Source organism: Sporosarcina sp. Y838 (assembly GCF_056786515.1).
On the sequence record NZ_JBXCJD010000002.1, the window covers coordinates 199,907 to 218,993 of the forward strand.

At 38.4% G+C, this 19,087-nt stretch carries 13 protein-coding genes, 1 pseudogene and 1 riboswitch; of the genes and pseudogenes, 4 read left to right on the forward strand and 10 right to left on the reverse strand.

Features of this window, described 5'->3' with window-relative positions; translation table 11 throughout:
• Nucleotides 1-478: 478 nt before the first annotated feature.
• Nucleotides 479-1,669, forward strand: a complete 1,191-nt coding sequence (locus AC1TO4_RS03735) for a M14 family metallopeptidase (protein ID WP_482104213.1) — start codon at nucleotides 479-481, stop codon at nucleotides 1,667-1,669.
• A gap of 181 nt (nucleotides 1,670-1,850) precedes the next feature.
• Here AC1TO4_RS03735 and AC1TO4_RS03740 read toward each other — a convergent pair whose 3' ends face one another.
• The 4 genes from AC1TO4_RS03740 to AC1TO4_RS03755 all read right to left on the reverse strand — a co-directional run bounded on the left by AC1TO4_RS03740 (nucleotide 1,851) and on the right by AC1TO4_RS03755 (nucleotide 5,529).
• Nucleotides 1,851-2,891, reverse strand: a complete 1,041-nt coding sequence (locus AC1TO4_RS03740; protein WP_482104214.1) for a YheC/YheD family endospore coat-associated protein — start codon at nucleotides 2,889-2,891, stop codon at nucleotides 1,851-1,853.
• 155 nt (nucleotides 2,892-3,046) lie between these two features.
• The gene (locus AC1TO4_RS03745; protein WP_482104215.1) at nucleotides 3,047-3,487 is read right to left on the reverse strand and encodes a CotY/CotZ family spore coat protein; all 441 of its coding nucleotides are present in this window, start codon (nucleotides 3,485-3,487) and stop codon (nucleotides 3,047-3,049) included.
• 19 nt (nucleotides 3,488-3,506) lie between these two features.
• A complete protein-coding gene (locus tag AC1TO4_RS03750) occupies nucleotides 3,507-4,724 on the reverse strand; it encodes an ATP-grasp domain-containing protein (protein ID WP_482104216.1) in 1,218 nt (405 codons plus the stop codon).
• 454 nt (nucleotides 4,725-5,178) lie between these two features.
• Nucleotides 5,179-5,529 carry a hypothetical protein gene (locus AC1TO4_RS03755; protein ID WP_482104217.1) on the reverse strand — a complete coding sequence of 117 codons (351 nt, stop codon included), beginning with the start codon at nucleotides 5,527-5,529 and terminating at the stop codon, nucleotides 5,179-5,181.
• Between the two features lie 150 nt (nucleotides 5,530-5,679).
• Between AC1TO4_RS03755 and AC1TO4_RS03760 the strand changes: the two genes are divergently transcribed.
• On the forward strand, nucleotides 5,680-5,985 hold the full coding sequence (locus tag AC1TO4_RS03760; protein WP_482104218.1) for a hypothetical protein: 306 nt from the start codon (nucleotides 5,680-5,682) through the stop codon (nucleotides 5,983-5,985).
• 275 nt (nucleotides 5,986-6,260) lie between these two features.
• Here the strand turns inward: AC1TO4_RS03760 and AC1TO4_RS03765 are convergent.
• The 5 genes and pseudogenes from AC1TO4_RS03765 to AC1TO4_RS03785 all read right to left on the reverse strand — a co-directional run bounded on the left by AC1TO4_RS03765 (nucleotide 6,261) and on the right by AC1TO4_RS03785 (nucleotide 12,051).
• Nucleotides 6,261-7,708 (reverse strand): annotated as a pseudogene (locus AC1TO4_RS03765) (RNA-guided endonuclease InsQ/TnpB family protein).
• An 828-nt stretch (nucleotides 7,709-8,536) separates the two neighbouring features.
• Entirely contained in the window at nucleotides 8,537-9,916 is a 1,380-nt protein-coding gene (locus AC1TO4_RS03770) for an amino acid permease (RefSeq protein WP_482104219.1), read from the reverse strand.
• Nucleotides 9,917-10,210: 294 nt separating this feature from the next.
• Nucleotides 10,211-10,311: riboswitch (glycine riboswitch) on the reverse strand.
• Between the two features lie 120 nt (nucleotides 10,312-10,431).
• The gene (locus AC1TO4_RS03775; RefSeq protein ID WP_482104220.1) at nucleotides 10,432-10,626 is read right to left on the reverse strand and encodes a hypothetical protein; all 195 of its coding nucleotides are present in this window, start codon (nucleotides 10,624-10,626) and stop codon (nucleotides 10,432-10,434) included.
• Between the two features lie 96 nt (nucleotides 10,627-10,722).
• On the reverse strand, nucleotides 10,723-11,148 hold the full coding sequence (locus tag AC1TO4_RS03780) for a hypothetical protein (RefSeq protein WP_482104221.1): 426 nt from the start codon (nucleotides 11,146-11,148) through the stop codon (nucleotides 10,723-10,725).
• A 717-nt stretch (nucleotides 11,149-11,865) separates the two neighbouring features.
• Complete coding sequence (locus AC1TO4_RS03785; protein WP_482104222.1) at nucleotides 11,866-12,051, reverse strand: YwzD family small protein; 186 nt, start codon at nucleotides 12,049-12,051, stop codon at nucleotides 11,866-11,868.
• Nucleotides 12,052-12,736: 685 nt separating this feature from the next.
• On the opposite strand from AC1TO4_RS03785, the gene arcC reads away from it, so the two are divergent.
• Both arcC and AC1TO4_RS03795 read left to right on the forward strand, forming a co-directional pair.
• Nucleotides 12,737-13,687 carry a carbamate kinase gene (gene arcC / locus AC1TO4_RS03790; RefSeq protein ID WP_482104223.1) on the forward strand — a complete coding sequence of 317 codons (951 nt, stop codon included), beginning with the start codon at nucleotides 12,737-12,739 and terminating at the stop codon, nucleotides 13,685-13,687.
• 64 nt (nucleotides 13,688-13,751) lie between these two features.
• Entirely contained in the window at nucleotides 13,752-14,987 is a 1,236-nt protein-coding gene (locus AC1TO4_RS03795) for an allantoate amidohydrolase (RefSeq protein WP_482104224.1), read from the forward strand.
• 547 nt (nucleotides 14,988-15,534) lie between these two features.
• Here the strand turns inward: AC1TO4_RS03795 and AC1TO4_RS03800 are convergent.
• Nucleotides 15,535-19,017 carry a right-handed parallel beta-helix repeat-containing protein gene (locus tag AC1TO4_RS03800; RefSeq protein ID WP_482104225.1) on the reverse strand — a complete coding sequence of 1,161 codons (3,483 nt, stop codon included), beginning with the start codon at nucleotides 19,015-19,017 and terminating at the stop codon, nucleotides 15,535-15,537.
• Nucleotides 19,018-19,087: the final 70 nt, after the last annotated feature.

The window sequence follows — 19,087 nt, forward strand, 5'->3', positions numbered from 1 at the left end:
TTAGAAATAGTACCTGTGCATCAAATGAAGACGAACAATTCAACTAATTGTATAAAAGCCAATAGAGATTAGATAGTCAAGTACCTATCTAATCTCCTGTTCATAAGTATGTAATTGTGGTGAGTCGTCTGAATGGTTTCGTGCACAGGTACCTGAAATTAAGCGGTCGGACAAGAACTTCGGACGGTTTCACTCGATATATGGGCGGTCGGAAGCGACATTCGGGCGGTCCAACCCGATATATGGGCGGTCAGCCGCGAGATACGGGCGGTCCAACCCGATATATGAGCGGTCAGCCACGGGCTTCGGGCGGTCTCTCTCGATATATGGGCGGTCAGCCGCGACATTCGGGCGGTCCATATCCAATCTCCTGTTCATAAATATGTATTTGTAGTCCTGAACGGGTACCTGAAATTAAAATCCTCAATACCTCATATACTCTTATTACAAAGTATTTTTAACTAAGAGGAGGTACGACATGGACGTATTTGTGAGACCCGGAGATTCGATTTGGAATTTCAGCCAGCTATTCAAGATGCCTCTTCAACTGATTATCGACTCCAACCGAAACATCAATCCACTAATACTTACGGTAGGTCAGCAAATTCAAATTCCTGGATTTGTTGCTATCAATTATACAATCCAAACAGGAGATTCTCTATGGTTGATTGCCCAAAGACAAAATCTTCCTTTGTATACACTTTTTCTTGTCAACCCTAATCTTGAACCGAACCGCCTGCAAGTCGGACAGATAATTAAAATTCCTAAAAGGATTACCTGGAGGCTTATCAACGGGAAACAAAACTATGATTACGACATCATGATGAATCATATCAGAAGGTTACTAGCCGTTTATCCATTTTTGCAAACCCCTCCTATCGGGAATTCCGTTTTAGGACGAGAAATACCAGAAATCTTGGTAGGTAGTGGAACTAAACGAGTTCATTATAATGGTTCATTTCATGCGAATGAATGGATTACTACCCCTATCATTTTGACCTTTTTAAATGATTATCTGCTTTCCATAACGAACCAAACGCCTATCCGCGGCCTTAACACATTCCCTTTTTACCAGCAAACGACATTATCCATTGTTCCGATGGTCAACCCGGACGGCGTAAATTTGGTGTTAAATGGTCCGCCTGCAAATGAGCCATGGCGAAGCAGCGTTGTTGAATGGAATAATGGTAGCTTGGACTTTTCGGAGTGGAAAGCCAATATAAGGGGTGTGGATCTGAATGATCAATTTCCTGCCAATTGGGATTTGGAAAGAGCCCGTAATCCTAAGAATCCGGGTCCAAGAGATTATGGTGGTGAAAGTCCTTTGTCCGAACCTGAGGCTATTGCGATTGCGGACCTGACAAGAAGACGGGATTTTGCAAGAGTACTCGCTTTTCATACACAGGGAGAAGTAATTTTTTGGGGGTATGAGAACCTTGAACCTCCTGAATCTGAAGTTCTTGTTAACGAGTTCAGTAGGGTCAGCGGATACGAACCGGTTCAAACAATTGAAAGCTACGCTGGATATAAGGATTGGTATATTCAGGAATGGCGGAGACCTGGATTCACAGTTGAACTTGGTTCAGGAATAAATCCGCTTCCATTAGACCAGTTTGATGAAATTTATCAAGAGGCGTTAGGGATTTTTCTAGCAGGGTTATATGTATGATTAATTAATAAGTTTCGACCCTTATTAAAAATAAAAACACGCAAAGCAACCGGATTCCCGCTTGATTTACGTGTTTTTTAATCCATTTATTCAATTCCAAATATAACGATAAATTTTGCAGTATTATATTACACCGACTCATTTGTTTAACCAAAGTACTTTTACTTCTTCTATGACTCTTTCAAGTGAATAAATTCTTGTTAGTAGTAGCTAAATACTTAGCATATTGAATCGTGTTTATTGCTAAATCTAATTCACAATTAAATATTATTGGGGGCCCGGGCCGCCAATTCACTTCAAACAACCATAATCTCTGGTTTTCATCTATTCCAACGTCGATTCCTAGTTCATCGAATACAACACCATCGTATAAAGTGTCAAAATGGTTAGAAAAGCTTAATGAGAAGTTCTCAAGCGTTTTTTTAACATTGAACCAGTCATCATTAAACTCTTTTTGTAAAAAATGATCAAGATAAGCAGTATAACCGCCACTGCCTAAATTTGAAGTAATGCTTCCCAAAGGACCTATACGAGGAAAAATGGATGTTATGACCCATCTGCCTTCTCCATTTTTTTGGACATGCAAACGGAAATCGTATACTTGGCCAGATTTTATCTGACTTGAAATAAACTTTTGAACTAAATATTTTTGTTCCTGAATTTTAAATAATGCCAAGTCCAGCAACTCTTGTTTCTTATAAATCGAGATTTTTCCTGCTTCATTAATTTTGTATTTTTCATCATCTTCTTTTTCAATGAAAAGGATGCCTTCGCCTTGGTGTCCCGACAGAGGTTTCATGACGATTTTGGGATGTAGATCAATTATCTTCACTAACATTTCGACATCAGTCAATTCGAATGTTGGAATCAGATATTGTTTGAAATCCTTACCTTTCCTAACCCTTTTATAGACACCCATTTTATCGCCGACAGAATGACTAGTAAATGGAATCCTCTTAGACAAATAATCTACGGTTCGCTCCCCTTTTTCAGTCAAGGGATAACTTGCATTATATATGACGTCTGGAAATGGATATTCCTTGTCAATCCATTCGCCATTTTCATAATATTTCCCGATGATTGTTTGGTTTTTAATATTAACTTTAGCTGGAGTAAAGTAAAAAAACTCCACGCCTTCAGCCTTGGCCACAACTGAATAGGCATATGCCTTTTTTACTTTACGCGGATCTTTCCTATGATGCAGCATCCCAATTAATGTCATTTTTTTCAACTCCCCTTATAAAAGATGTCCCTTTAAGAAAATTAGTAGAAAGGACTATCAGTACTTCTCATTCCATTAACAAGTAAAATCCTTGTAAATCCTATAATATAATTTTCATTCTTTTTATATTGACAATACTGATATGACTTTCGTTTCTACCACTTATCTCCAACAGTGATACTTTGACGATTTACAAATTTAGGACTTATACACTGAATACTACAAAAACAGCGTATTGATACAATCACTTTACTATTTGTTCTTTCTAATCGATAAAGAGTGTCTATTGTGTCGTTACAATTTCCTTCTATATCTAGTGGACGTAATAGCGATAGTTGTGCAGAAGAGTTTGTCAAATCTTCAATTCGGAAAAAGCTAGTTCTAAATGGGATTTGTAAAGTTGAGGTAGTGCCAAAGGAAAAATACGGTTCAAAAGTTGCGGAGGAATATAAAATAATTGGGACAATTTCCGGAAGGATACCTTGAAATATTGGTAATTCAGCCTTGTTCTGAGTTTCAATAATCGCCTTCAAAGTAGATTTTACACAACAAACCAATTCACCTTCATTCTTTTTTCCATATTCATTATTAATCATAATTTATTCACTCCAATAGTTAAATTGGCTCTAAATAAAAACGGATTTCCTTTGCAGCTTCCTTAGCGATTCTCATTGCTTCTTCTTTATATTCTGAAGAAGCCAGCACATATCCATAGCGATCGCCCATGGATAAAGGCGGGTGTAAAACCTTCCCTTTTTTTGGTTTAATAAAAACTTCCTCTATTCCCGGCAGCCTGGAACAGCGTAGTTTTCCTGTCACCTTTATTAATGTCCCCGTTGAGTCACTCGTTAAATAATGCGCATAAACAAACCGAGCAAATTTTTTTTCAAGGTTGGGCTCTTGTCCTAAAAATATTTTTATTGTTTCTTCAACTAAATTAATTCCAAATCCAGTTTCAATTATTCGATTCATTGCCCCCCCTGATATCCGAGGGTTTATTTCAATTAGTTTCCAATCATTATTCATCAAACGCATTTCTATATGGCAGGATCCATTTTTAAAATCAAACTGTTCCAAAACCAAACAAACCGTTTCATAGATTTTATTGTAAAAGACTATATCCATATCTCCCAACAAACAATAACCGGTAACAATAAAATGATTGAAAAACGTTATTTCCTGTTCAACCACTGCCACGATATGTACTTTTCCATTGTACACACAGGCTTCAATTAAATATTGAGGACCTTCTAAATATTCCTCTATCAACACCTCATTACTACCTTTTTTTAATAACCTATCTATGGACTCTGCTAATTTTCTATCATCTTCGACAAATAGCACATCCTTAGAGCCAGATGAAACGGGTGTTTTTACAATCAAAGGATATAGCCCTTTTTGTTTATCGATAAAGTCTTCCAAGGAATCATTTTTTCCGTACCTTGTAAAATAGGGGGATACCGGAAGGTTTTTTAAAAGTTCACGCGTTAAAATCTTATCTTCCATCTTTACTAAAGGGTCGGGGGACACTGAGGTCAATCCAAATTCTTTTGATAACTTCGCAGCTACATGGACAAAAGGGTCTATAAAACTTAATATAGCCCCTACTATTTTTCCTTGTTCTTGTATTTCTCTTATTTTCTCCGTTACTAAATCGTAGTCTGATAACTCCATCAAAATCATTTGATGAACATCGGGAAAATCAAGTCTGTTCTCAAGGAAAGTTTCTCTGTCGGTTAATAACACAGTAAAAAAACCAAGCCTTTCAGCAGCTTTTATCGCTTCCCTGCTTGACCCTGATTTATTACCACCAATAAAAATAATTGTTTTCATAGCTGTTCCTCATCCTTCCAAGTGACTTTGGCGCCCTCTTTAGTCTCTGTAAATATATACTATTCAACAAAGACTTGATTTGTTTGGTCTACCTTCGACAACTTAGAAATTCATTAATGATATTGATTTACGTTCTTTAACTAAAACATCGCTATCGCAGAGCAAATCGGTAAGTAAGTCTGAAAGAGGTACCTGTGAGGCACAAAGACGAACAATTCACATAATCAAGTAATTATACAAAAAGCGAGGAAAAATCGCATAAGTGATGATTTACTTTGTATTATTATAGAATTGTATTGTAATTACTGAATAGTGCCGGTCACAGGTACCTAAATTCAGATCAAATCCGTGAGATAGGCGAGCACACCCGTTTCGCATGCGCGTTTTATTGCATAAATATATATAAAAAATGCAGTTCCAATATTAGGAACTGCATTTCCTATGATTTTACCACTTATTTTGCAGTAGTAATGGTTTGTACATTTTCATCGCCTCGAACCTCAACATTGCTTCCTTCAATAATAACTTCTTTTACTTCAGTTCCTTTAAAGTCAACGACGACTGCACGGTCTTTTTTCGGTTTAATGGTTACGGTTTGATTCGTAAACCCTTCCCCGTGGAATTCTGCATATTCACCTGTGAACACAACACCATTTTTAACGTTTGATGCTGCATCGAGTGAAACTGATACACTTGGATCATGGATTATTAGTTTTCCAGTAAAGTAATCCTGATAATCATATACTTTTTCAGGAGTAATCGTTTCTTCTTCCGTTTCGTTATTTACTGAAGTAATGAATTCCATATCCCAGTAAATATCAGAACTAGTTGCACGGTCCTGATGTACCTCTGCTGCTAATACGTTTGTACCTTCAACTAAATGAGCTAAATCTGCTGCGTCTAATGTAAATGTTTCATATCTACTTTCATCAGCAACACTTGATCCCGTTAAATCTTGAAGGTTGAAAATTCACTAGTTGCGACTGTTCCGAATACAAAACCCGTATCTGCACCTGTCATAGCTCCGTCTGTTTCAACTACTCCAAGTACAGTCGGCAAGATTATTTCAACGGCTTTACTCTATGAATTGAGCATTTTAAGGTCTGTTACCATGAATAGTGCAGTAAAAAACGAAAAATCAGCCGGTTCCATATTGGCTGATTTTTCGTTTGTGTATTTATGTGGTTTATCCAATTATCGATCATTCATGAAAGATTATGGAGTAACTACGATACTAGTAGGGAGTCTGCTTTTTGTGTGATAAAAACTGGTTTAGTCATCAGTTATTATTTTACAGGAGGAGCTCCCTTTTTGCATTTTCCATACACTTTGGAGGTCTACCACTATTAATTGTAAGTATTTTTACAGCTATGCAACGCTAGTGGGTACCCGACACTACGTCTAAACTCTGTATATCATTTTCAGCAATGTGAATGTCCGAAGACTTGTTGGTTAATCCAATTGAAGGTTCATTCAATGCAGTACAACCAGCTAATGAACCTCCCACGACTGAAGTCACGGGTTTCAGGGTTAGTGCTATCGCACATTGACCACTTGAGGCTGGGAACACACAGCCGCTATACCGTTAGCGAATGCTTTCGGCACTACTTTTCTTAGGATGTTTGCTGCACCATTCACATCTGCATTTATTAATGTTTTACTTTTTGTACGGTAAATACCGCGTTTTAATCTTTTTCCACTGAATATTTGTTTGACATTATTCCCCGATTTGTAGGTTGGAATAATGTCATCATCTAGAAAACTAGCCTGTGATGTGTAGCTTTCTTCAGTTACAATCACCGAAATGCCCTCAGCATTCGCTTTGTAAGTGATTAATTCTATTAGCAGAGAGTGTGGCACTTGGACAAAGTTTTGATTATTTCTTTTCCCTAATTCTTTTTTTGTTTCCAACCCACATTTTTACCGATGACAATCGTATCAATGTTATTTTCCACCGCTATTCGCACGATATTGAAACTAACTTTATGGAAAAAGTCTTTGATTTGTCTGTGTCTTGCGGAATCTAATTTTACTAATTTTTTGGAATGGAATTTTCCTTCTTTTGGTTTTTGTCCGTTACGAAGAGCAGCGTAGTAATAAGCACGCATTTTGTTGTACCACTGATTGATAGATTTAACTTTACCACCTTTAAAAAGGACCGGAACATTTTCTGTATTAAAAACTAGCGCTGCAATGTTATCAAGACCTAAATCAATGCTCATGCATCGTTCCGTTTTTGCGGATAATTGTTTTTTTGTCTCGATTAAAAACACTAACTCAACGGTAAAACAATGGTGCTTGGGTATGATTCTCACTTGTTGAAACTTACCGTTGAAATTTGCTAACTTACCGATATTTATTTTTCTTTTGGTTTTTGGAAAGCTCAGGAATTTACCGTCTTTAATTTTGCATATTTGATTCGAAAGAATTGATTCTTTCTTACTTCCTTTTGGTAGGTAACCAGGAATAGAAGGTCTTCCTGTATATTTCCCTGGATTCTTTTTGAAGTCTTTCAAACTTGCGAAAAAACTAGTCCAATTTTGCACGACATTTCTAAGAACTTGTTGATTTATCTGACCTGGCAATGAATAATAGTCTTTTTGTTTAATTGTTTTAAATAGACAATCCAGAAAATTGTAACCTAGGAAGGATTTTTCTTTTGAAGGTAACTTAAATAGTATTTCCTTTATTTCTTTTTGTTCGTCTTTTGGTTTCATTTGTTCTTTTTCTAATTTCTTGCTATATGCTTTTTGTTGATTTACATTCATTCCATCAATGTTATCAAGGATTGTGTTCATTACTTCTTGTTGTAAAGGTTGTAATACACCTTCATTGTTTAGAGTAGTATAAACTTGCCTGATAAAGAAGTTTGTTGTGTTATACAAGTTATTACTATTTAGACAAAGTTCATCGAAATAAGAATATATTCTATGTCCTTTTTTAATGTTGATTTGATAAGTTCGGTAATCTTTTTTCAGTTCCATATTTTCTCACCACCCTTCGTAAGAACATTCTACCAAATAGAACACCAGTTCGTCACGCGATAACACTTCATAACGAAAAAGCCAATTCATCCCACGACTGAAGTCACGGGTGTTCTCGGCTTAATCATAAAATTATCGAAAATACTACGAATACTTTATCAACAAGTATTTTATCCTCACTCCCCCGTTTCTTTAGTATTTATCTAATAGAAAACCATATTCACCTCTTTATACTGGTGAGTGCTATTGTCGGGTTGCGGAACGAGCCAAGTTTTTCAGATCGAAGAAGAAGCGACTTTGAAAAACATGTGAATAGATTCGAAGAAACAGTGAATATCATCTTGTTTAGTCTGTAAATCAAAACGGCGTCCTTCATGAACTTTTATATACACATATAAATTCGGAAGGAATGATTCGATTGTGTGGAGAAAACTGTTCACTGATGCATCTATGTTTGTTTTCTTAACGGAAGTTTCAATCGTAATTGGGGCCTTTAACGTTATGAAGTAAATCCATCGCCTAGACTCGATACAGAGCCGTCCCTCGCCCTAGAAGATTCCTATCAATTACTGAATCGAAAGCGATATAAGTGCCCTTCAAGCGGTTTAGATAACAACGCATATTTGCTATAAGTTTGTACAAGCGGAAGGTGAATAATATTCTAACCCTACTATCTTTATCCTCACACAAAAACGACAGAGAAGGGTAGCATCTGCATCCCTTTTCTGTCGTTTTGCCTGTACTATTGATTCTAAGTTATTTTGGGGACCTGCTTCTTCGTTGACTTAATGCATTACACTCGAGGCCTACGCGAGGTAGGTCACGGACTTAACTTTCCGCTACTTTTGGCTGAGTAACATGTTTTAATTTCGACACCTGGAACTTATACGTTATAGTTAGCAAAATAAACCAAACAGGCGTTACGAACAAGGCAACACGAGTATCTTCCGCAAGTGCAAGAACAACAAGAACGAACGCTAGGAAAAGTAGGATTGCGTAGTTGGCAATCGGGTAAAGCGGCATTTTAAATTTGCTTGCTTTCGCTAGCTCTGGTCTTGTTTTACGATATTTCATATGGCAGATAACCGTAATTCCCCAAATAAAGATGAAACATACTGTAGAAATACTTGTAATTAGCGTAAATACGCCTTCTGGCATAACATAGTTCAAAATAACAGCAATTAGAATAACGATACTTGAGAAGTACAATGCACCGGCAGGTACTTTACGTTTATTAAGTTTTGCTAAACGTTCAGGTGCATATTTGTCTTTAGCAAGTGAGTACATCATTCTGCTTGTACTAAACATAGCACTATTACATGCCGAAGCAGCGGATGTCAGGACGACAAAATTGACGATACCAGCAGCTGCAATGATTCCAACCCCTACGAAAACTTGAACGAATGGGCTTTCTGAAGGCTTGACTGCAGTCCACGGATAAATACTCATAATGATAATCAGGGCGCCAATATAGAAGATAATAATCCGAATAGGGATATTATTGATGGCTTTTGGAATAACCTTTTCCGGATCCTTTGTTTCGCCCGCCATCAGACCAACAAGTTCAATCCCAACAAACGCAAATACTACCATCTGGAATGAGAGAATAAATCCACTGATGCCATTCGGGAACATTCCGCCGTGGCTCCATAGATTTGTGAAACTAGATGGACCTTCACTCGTTGAAAATCCTTTAATAATCATAACCGATCCAATTACGATTAATCCTAGAATCGCAATAACTTTAATCAATGCGAACCAGAACTCCATTTCACCAAAAAGCTTTACAGTTGCAAGGTTCATAATTAACAAAACGACTAGCGCAATTAACCCCGGCATCCACTGTGGTATTTCAGGGAACCAATACTGGGCATAGAGACCAACAGCTGTTATATCGGCCATTGCGATTGAAATCCAGCAAAACCAGTAGGTCCAGCCAGTCATAAAAGCTGCCATATTCCCTAAATAATCTTGTACAAAGTCCACAAAAGTATTATATTTCAAATTGGATAAGAGTAGTTCTCCAAGTGAGCGCATAATCAAAAAGCAAATTATACCTGTAATCAGGTAAGCAAATAAAATTGAAGGTCCTGCTAGATGAATAGACTTTCCTGCTCCTAGAAATAATCCGGTTCCAATTGCCCCGCCAATTGCAATTAGTTGTACGTGTCTATTTTTTAGGCCTCTTTCCAATTGTTGTTCCTGCATAAAATGTTTCACTCCTTAATTTTCAGGTTAGTAATAACGAGTCTTCTAATCATACTTTCACACTTCTGTCATTTTCATAATAAAGCGCTTACATTTTTAATAATTGTAAATACATAATAGACCGCCGATTAACAATTTTCCTCATAGACTATGGTGATGTACCCTCCTATTTACAATTTACCACATTTCACCACAAAAAAGGGCAGAGGAAATATAGGTGTTCACCTATACTTCCTCTGTCCTTTTACCTGAGAGTGTAACTCCTTTGGTGGCACATGGCGCTCTCCAGAGACGCGTCCTATTATGGTCCTTTTACCTGAGAGATTGATTCCTGTTTTTCGGAACTTGCTCCTTCGGTGCTAAACAATACGTTTAGTCTCTCCCATAATATTCATCCGCTACTATTCGATTAATTAATATAATAAACCATAGAAAGGTAAAAGTCTAGTCAATATTCTGAATTTAATCATTATTTCGCCTCATGCAGCATATAGGGACGTACTGCTGCTCTCTGACTATGCCAAATCGATGCTTTCCACTATCTTTTCAAAAAAGCGCACAACTTCAAACTTTCTAATTGTCAACTCAGCAATTCGTTTGTCACGTTCTTCGATTGATCCGCTAGTTATCGTTGGAGGAACGCTTACTACTAAGTAATTGCCCCCGATTGATGAACTGCAATACAGATTATGACTTACTAAAAGTGTCACTCACACCATTCTGACAATTAAACGGCTGGTTGAGGTTTGAATAGTTTAAGGGACTGGCAAAGTATTTATAAATCAATCAAATCGAGGTCTTACTATCTAAGCTTTTTTGTTATCTAATAATAATTTAGTTGCAAATGCTCCAGCTCCTAATGCAACTGCTGTAACGATAGTGAAAAAACCTGTTGCTTGATTTCTGTCTTTTTCTTCTCTTTCGTTATTATTCTGCCGTTGTTTTTCTTTTTCTTCTCTCATCCTATTCATAATATCTTCTCTTTGCTTGTAAAGACTAGATTTTTCTTCTGGATCTTTAGTTTCACTAATTTCTTTATTAATTGAATTTAATGTTTCTGAGAGGGCAGCATTGTATTCCGAGGTTGATTGTTGATCAGCTATAGTTATATCCTCACTACTTTTTCCAAACTTCAGGGCTTCTTTCGCTAAATCAGCAAGAGTTTTTTCAGCTTCAGCACTTGCTTTAACCGTATCGTTTTCAGGAATTTTTTTTTCATTTTTTTCTTTCATAGTATTCTCCTTCTCTTCATAATTTAAAGCTGTTTTTAAAGCACCACTCACGCAATTAATACAAGTTCTATTCTAATACCATTATCGCTGCACTGGAATAAAAAACGCAAATACTAGTATTCCCAAACTGCTAAAGACGGCATCTGTTTGTTTATGAAATGCTTGTACATCTAATTTATTAAAAAGGACGGTTGCTATTAGTAGAATTACTGCATTTACAACCAATGCTGTTAGAACACTCAGCAAGTTATGGTGGAAACTAGCAGAGAAACAAGTATTGTAAATAACACTATTGTATTCAAAACATCCCCCCCCCATAACTTAATAATTTGGCCCGTTTGCGGAAGACTGACCTTACTGAAAACCAATCAAATTTGTATAACGAGCGCGAATTTCTTGATTACAGAAAATATGATTTTTCATCTTAAATCTTCCAGAAGTTATGTAGTGGTAAAAACAATGTCAAGGGTGGTACATTTCCTTGGCTGTAATCATCCACTTCTGCAATTATCTGAATAGCGTCTGAATTGCACGGTGCACAGGCATGGATTTTCAGGCTCTCACGTCCGCAAACGGTGGCTCAAAACTCCGCACAGCTGGCTCATTTCTGTCCGCAATACTCAACAACTCCATTCATTCACTTCTATAATTGTCTGAATAGTGTCTGAAATGTGCGGTGCACAGGAACGCTTTTCCGCAGGCATCATTTTTCATTTTTTATTCCACCTCTATCTTATATTTAGGATTTAGGCCTTCTATTTCATCCTTGTTAAACTCTATTCTTAGCTGCTCGGATAACTCTCCAATAAAATCAGCCATTTTAATCGAATCATTCTCATTTCCTCGACGATATCCATATTCTAAAATACGCTTGAATTCTTCTTGTAATTCTACCGTTGTCATGCGACAATACTTCCTTCCCTTTTCACTACATGTTGTATTAATTAATAACCTTTCCATATATTGTAGTACACTTTCACTAAATATAATGTCGAAATTAGTCGTAATCTATTAATTTAATGTTAATTTTGATATAAAAGATCTTGAACTGGATATGGACATGAGATAGTGACACGTGTGCCAGATTTCAGAGCCACTTCGGACAAATTCTAGGGACATTTTGAGACTTAAGAAAGGGCATAGGTGGGGTGAAATGAAAGGTGTCTCAACAAGATCAAAAACACCTGAAACATTGAATTAACAAAGTTTCAGGTGTTTCTTATTGAATCTACATTTTAAATTATATCCCAGGAGGATGTTTTCAAGAGCGTTTTAACCCCAACTCAACAAAAGGTGGTGGAAAATTGGATTGAAAATGAAAAAACCTCCAGCTACATTCGGCCAGAGAACTCTTTTCATTCAACTCTGCAATTGTTTGAATAGTGTCTGAATAGCGTGGTGCACAGGCATCGATTTGATATATGAGCGGTGGCAGCGATTTTGGGTTTTTGTATGTAATTATTGAAATCCCGTATATAATCATGACTATGAAGGATCCATTTCCTATGAGCTTGAATTTGAGCTACTGGGCAGACGAGCACACAAACTGCAGCTAGAACAATACATACGTATTATAGGGGGAACACGGGTGAGTGGAGTAATAATTGTTGCCATCGGCGGAAACGCGTTGGTTAAAGGGAATGGCTTTGATTCAATTCAGGATCAATATGAAGTAGTGCAAAAAACGGTTATTAATATTGCCGATATGGTGGAAGAAGGCTATAAAGTTGTCGTTACACACGGAAATGGACCACAGGTAGGTTTCGGTCTTCGAAGGTCTGAAATTGCACGCGAACAAGAAGGAATGCCTTTAATCCCGCTCGTTAATTGTGTAGCGGATACACAAGGCGGGATTGGCTATCAAATTCAACAGGCATTAACAAATGAATTTGCAAGAAGGTGTATTGATAAAAAAGTTGCTACTCTTCTAACTCGGGTTGAAGTAAGTTCAGATGATCCCAACTTTAAAAATCCAACAAAACCTGTGGGATCATTTTATACCTTTGAACAATCTGAGCTTATGAAGGCAACACATCCGGAATGGAAATTTATTGAGGATTCCGGAAGAGGATACCGGCGTGTGGTACCATCCCCTAAACCAATTAATATACTTGAAAAGGATGCCATTAAGTCCCTCATTGACTCAAATTTTGTTGTTATTGCAGTGGGTGGTGGTGGAATCCCTGTTGTACAGCGGGAAGATCATACATACGAAGGCATAGATGCAGTTATCGATAAAGACTTTGCGACAAGTCTGTTAGCGGAACAAATTAACGCAGATACGTTAATTATTACAACGGGTGTATCAAGGGTCTGTATTAACTTTGGTAAACCCAACCAAAGAGAACTGGAGATCATTACAATTTCACAGACAAAGCAATATGTACTTGAAAACCATTTTCCTGAAGGGAGTATGCTGCCTAAAATTGAAGCAAGCTTAAGCTTTTTGGAGGAGAGCGGGATGAGAGTTATCATTACGAATACCGAAAGTTTAAAAGACGCAATCAATGAAAAAGCAGGGACACATATCATTAAATGAGAGCTTTAAATCGTATACACTTTCTTCAAGCTAAGACGAAAATAGATAATCGGAGGTTACGGGCATGGATAGAAGAAAAAGATTTGAAGCATTATTTGCAAATATAAATCAATACAATGCAGGTGATAAGGGAATTACAAGAATTGCTTACTCCAACGAGGAGCAAACATGTACCCATGCTTTTATGCGGATGTGCAAGGCTGAAAATCTTGATATACGCATGGATTCTTGTGGAAATGTTATTGCCAGACGGGAAGGAAAGATTGAAGGGCTCCCTCCTGTTGCCATGGGCTCTCATTTAGACACCGTTTACCAGGGCGGGAAATACGATGGTGTGCTGGGCGTCACAGCTGCATTAGAAGTGATTAAACGCCTAAATGAAAAAAAGATTGAAACGAACCATCCGATTGAAGTGATTTCATTTGCGTGCGAAGAATCATCCCGTTTTGGTGTATCAACAGTTGGAAGTAAAGCGATGACAGGCCAATTTGAAAAAGATAAATATCGACATTTGAAAGACAAAGATGGCATTACATTAGAAAATGCACTATCTTATTGTGCACTTGATATTAATGGCATCGATCAGGCAAGTCGAGTGAATGAGGAATTTAAAGCTTTTTTTGAATTGCATATCGAGCAAGGTCCAGTATTAGTCAATAATCATAAAAAAATCGGTATTGTTACAGGAATTGCCGCTCCGGTTAGGCTAATTGTTAGAATAACAGGTAAAGCATCACATTCAGGCACGACCCCTATGAATATGAGAAAAGATGCTCTTCTTGGGGCAGCAGAAATTGCATTGGAACTTGAAAAAGTCGCGAAGGCAGAGGAAGACTTTGGTACTGTCGCTACACTAGGCGTTATGGAGGTGTTCAATGGGGCTATGAACGTCGTGCCAGGAGATGTGGAATTGAAAATTGATATGAGATCCACTTCGTTAACATCAAGGCAACGCGTGCAAGATCATTTAGTGCAAACGATAGCTTCCATTAAAGAGAATAGAAAACTCGAGATAGAAAGTATTGAAATTAGTTCTGAGGAGCCTGTACTTCTATCCCCAGAAATTAACAATGCGCTAGAAATGGTTTGTAAGGACAAGAATATTCCCTATCAACTCATGCAGAGTGGGGCTGGCCATGATGCCATGAACATGACTCGGTTATGTCCTGTAGGGCTTCTTTTTGTTCCATCCGTAGACGGAATCAGTCACCATCCAAATGAATACACAGCGATTGAAGATATCTTAATCGGAATTGACGTATTGGAAGAGGCAGTTCTTCGTTTTGCAGTAGTCGAGTAACCGACCTGGTACCTGCAACAAAAACAACGAACAATTCACCCAATTGTATAGAAGCCATTATAGATTAGATAATCAAATACCTATCTAATCTCCTGTTCATAAATATGTAATTGCAGTGAATTGCCGGAGTAGTTTCGCGCACAGTACGTGAAATTTTCCCCGCTCTCCATTTCGATACTATATCAGTATGATGGATAATTATTTTGTACAAGCGTGGTAAAAATTATTTGTGGAGAACTGCTCACTTTAGTTTATCGTTTACACCCCTTTCATTCACCTTCCTAATTGTCTGATTAGTGTCTGAATTGTGCAGTGCACAGGCATCGCTTTTACTGCCTACGTACAAGCAAGTTGTGGAAGAGGATACTTAATTGTTTGTGTGCCTGTGCAACAAAATACAACAAACAATTCAACCAATTGTATAAAAACCCAATAAAGATTAGATAGTTAGGTGCCTATCTAATCTCCTTTTAGTGAATTATCAAAATAGTTTCTTGCACAGGTACCTGAAATTTTGCAGTACCTGTGTATTAAAACAACAAATCATTCAACTCTCCAACAAAACTAAATCATCCTTCGTAATTTCTTTTTCGAGCGCAAGCCTATTTTGTTTATTGCTCGCCACAGCCATTCGATAATCGACTTTACGCGTCATTTCTCTCGCTATTTTTTTTGCAAGACCGGCATTTCCGAAATGACTATCTCTACGCGCATAAATCTCTTCATAGTGACGAACTAATGCACGCTTTGCTTCATCTGTTATGCCGTACCCTTTACTATAGAGGTCGGTAATCTCCATTAATTCCTTTGGTGTATAATCTTCAAAATGCAACGTTAGTCCGAAACGTCGACGGAGTCCGGGGTTGCTGTCTAAGAAACGATTCATTTCTTTTTCGTACCCTGCGGCAATTAATAGGAACTCGCCTTGTCGATCGGACATTTTTTTCAGCAACACTTCCACTACTTTTTTCCCGAAGTCATTCTCTCCACCACTCGCAAGTGTGTACGCTTCATCAATAAATAACGCACTACCCATCGCTCGTTCAATCAGCCCGGCTGTCAGCTTCTCCGTTTCACCAATATGACTACCGACTAAATCGCTGCGATCTACTTCAATCAGATCGCCTCGTTCTAATAATCCAAGCGCTTGATAAATACCAGCGAGCACACGACCGACCTCAGTTTTACCTGTCCCCGGTTTACCAATCAACAGCGTGTGGTTCATCAATTTCTCCGTAGAATGATTTTCTCGTTTGTAGTATCTCATTAATTCAATCATTTTATCTATTTCAGCCTTCACAGAACCAAGGCCGATCAACTGATGGAGTTCTGCACGTTTATGGGCGAGTAGTACTTCATCGATTGGAACTTCGTACGTCTTCACTCCATGCTCTTGTACCGCTTGTACAACGTCTTGTTCTTCAAACATCGTCAATACCTTTTCCGTCCACTCTTCACGCGGAAGTTTCGCAATTCTCATCGACTGAGCAAGCCCGATTTGATCGAATAGTATACGTGCCATTCGAGCGTTACTAAATGTTTCATCGCGGATACGATAACGTTCCACGAACTCCTCATAAACTGCTTGTTTGGCAGCAGGAGTGAGCACATAGCTTCCTTCACACTGGCTTAAGAAGATTTGAAGCAACTCATCTGGTGTATAGTCTTGAAAGTGAATCTTTTCAGTAAAACGATCTTTCAATCCCGGATTAGACGCTAGGAAACGGTTCATTTCTTCGGTATAGCCTGCCGCGATGACAATGAATTCACCGCGAGAATTTTCCATCGCAGGAAGCAACGTTTCAATTACTTTTTTTCCGAAATCATTACTAGAATTGCCCCCTGCTGCAAGCGTATACGCTTCGTCTATAAAGAGGACGCCACCCATAGCTTCCTTAATAATTACTTTCGTTCGTTCTTCTGATTCACCAACATGCGTTCCAACGAGATCTTCTCGCTTCACCTCAGTTACGTGGCCTGTCTTTAATAAACCTAGTTCCTTAAAAATCTTTCCTATAAGCCGAGCGACTGTCGTTTTACCAGTACCCGGATTACCTTGAAAGACCATATGAGGCGCTACCATCGGATTAGCTTTCATTCCACGTTCTAATTTGAATTGATTAATGTCGCTTACGTTTTTAAACTCCTGGATTTTGTTTTTCACATCTTCCAGTCCAATAAACCCGTTCAAACCATTCATGAAAACATCCATCTGATCAGTAGGTGATGAATCTACAGTAGAGGAATGTCCAGCACTGCCGCCTAATTTACTAGTGATTGGTGGAACCTGCAAGTCCGTATCGGTGAGCACAGGAACACTGTCATCCCAACGAACTAAATCTCCTGCTTGGTTGTTCTCAAAAGAACAGTCGTTAAGAACCGGAACCGAACGCTCGAGTCTCAGTCCAGCCTTCTTTCCATTCATCACTTGCACCCCAGTGAATACAGCATCCGAACAATCTTGCAAGATGATTTGATCATCTTGATGACCATGTACTCGAGTTACCGTCACTTCAGTACGCTCCACCCGACTCAAGACGATTCCTGACGATTTACCGTCATAGATTTCACACTCCGTTATAAAGACTTCTGCAGATTCCGTTGCTCTTATTTGTGGCCTTTTATGATTGAACAAAATTGACCGTTCTAATGAAATAACTACTTCAGGACCTGCAAGTATGCCGTTCTTATCGCCACTCGATATTCTACAATCGGTAATTTCTGCTTTAGCCGCAGCACTGAGTACAACGTTGGATCCCTTATGACCGAAGATGATGCAATTGGCTGCCGTCAACTCGGATTCTTTCACAAATATCCCTGCACTATCCCCACTCTTTACTTCGGTCGCCGACAGAATTACTTCCGATTGTTCAGAAGCAAAAACCTGTACACCACTATGATGGCTAATAAGAGAATCCGAAATAGTCACTTGACTACTTGTCACGGAAACGCCTTTATTGTTTCCACTCTCAATTTCACAACCCAGAATCGTGAACACGCTTTGAGTAAACGCAGAGAGTTGCGTCATCTGATTGTACTTCACTTCAGATTCGATGAGTGTACACGTGGAATTTCTGGACACAATTCCTCTAGACTCACCCGAAAGGATCTGTGTTTTTGTAATCGAGAGTTTGCTTTGTTCGTTACAGGAAATTTGGTCTCCTTTTTGGTTTTTAAACTGTGAGTCGGATAGCTCAACTGACGAACCACTGACGTTCATTCCTTCAGCCTCTCCATTTTCAAACGTACTTGCCTCGACTTCGATATGGGATCCATTCGTAAATGCGACATGCTCCAAACTTTGGTTTTTAAAGACACAATTTTTCAGGACACCCTTAGATTGATCACAATAGATTCCTTGGACATGTCCAAAATAAAAATTCGTACTTTCTACGTCCATAGAACTGTCTTGTTCCAAACGAAGTTGAACCCCGCGATTTCCGATGAATGAACTTTTGGTGATTGTGGCTCGACTCGTTTCATACAAGCAAAGGCCTTCTTCTTGCCCACTTAAAATTCCGGAATTCGTTAACGCGACTTCTCCTCCCGCGCGCACACTAATTTGTGCAGACTTGATCGTGTCTTCTACTATGCATTCGAACAAAGCCAAACGCCCTAATACCTCAATCCCTTGTATGTTTTTTTGAAAGATCGAATGCCCTGCGGATACTTTTGCAGCTGCATCAACTCGCATTGCAACTCCTTGAATCTCATAGAAAAGACAGTGGTGAAGCGTTACATCTCCTGATTCGATATGTAAACCATAGTCCACTGGACCAGTGCCTCCTCCAATACTGATCGATTCGATACGCACTTCTTCCGTTGTCGCGATACGAACACTTCCTGTTAGACGAACTGTGCTTGCTTCACCTTCTGAACTTCGAAGAACGAGCAGCTTATCGATTGTTACATGTTCATCATAAACACCTTCATCAACTTCCACTGTATCTCCTGGTAGAGCTGCCTCTACTGCAACCTGAATGGTTTTGTAGTTGGATCCTTCACGCTGAGACACTTGAATAATTGCCACGTATCTTCCCACTTTCTATTAGTTTCGTCAAGAGTACCCCTTTTTCAAATTCGATAGAAATTAAGGAGGG

Coding starts and splice junctions, on each gene's coding strand:
- AC1TO4_RS03745 (WP_482104215.1), bottom strand. CDS start 3,487: ATGATTAATAATGAATATGGAAAAAAGAATGAAGGTGAATTGGTTTGT.
- AC1TO4_RS03785 (WP_482104222.1), bottom strand. CDS start 12,051: ATGACAACGGTAGAATTACAAGAAGAATTCAAGCGTATTTTAGAATAT.
- AC1TO4_RS03770 (WP_482104219.1), bottom strand. CDS start 9,916: ATGCAGGAACAACAATTGGAAAGAGGCCTAAAAAATAGACACGTACAA.
- AC1TO4_RS03780 (WP_482104221.1), bottom strand. CDS start 11,148: ATGAAAGAAAAAAATGAAAAAAAAATTCCTGAAAACGATACGGTTAAA.
- AC1TO4_RS03750 (WP_482104216.1), bottom strand. CDS start 4,724: ATGAAAACAATTATTTTTATTGGTGGTAATAAATCAGGGTCAAGCAGG.
- AC1TO4_RS03795 (WP_482104224.1), top strand. CDS start 13,752: ATGGATAGAAGAAAAAGATTTGAAGCATTATTTGCAAATATAAATCAA.
- AC1TO4_RS03740 (WP_482104214.1), bottom strand. CDS start 2,891: ATGACATTAATTGGGATGCTGCATCATAGGAAAGATCCGCGTAAAGTA.
- AC1TO4_RS03735 (WP_482104213.1), top strand. CDS start 479: ATGGACGTATTTGTGAGACCCGGAGATTCGATTTGGAATTTCAGCCAG.
- AC1TO4_RS03755 (WP_482104217.1), bottom strand. CDS start 5,529: ATGGAATTCATTACTTCAGTAAATAACGAAACGGAAGAAGAAACGATT.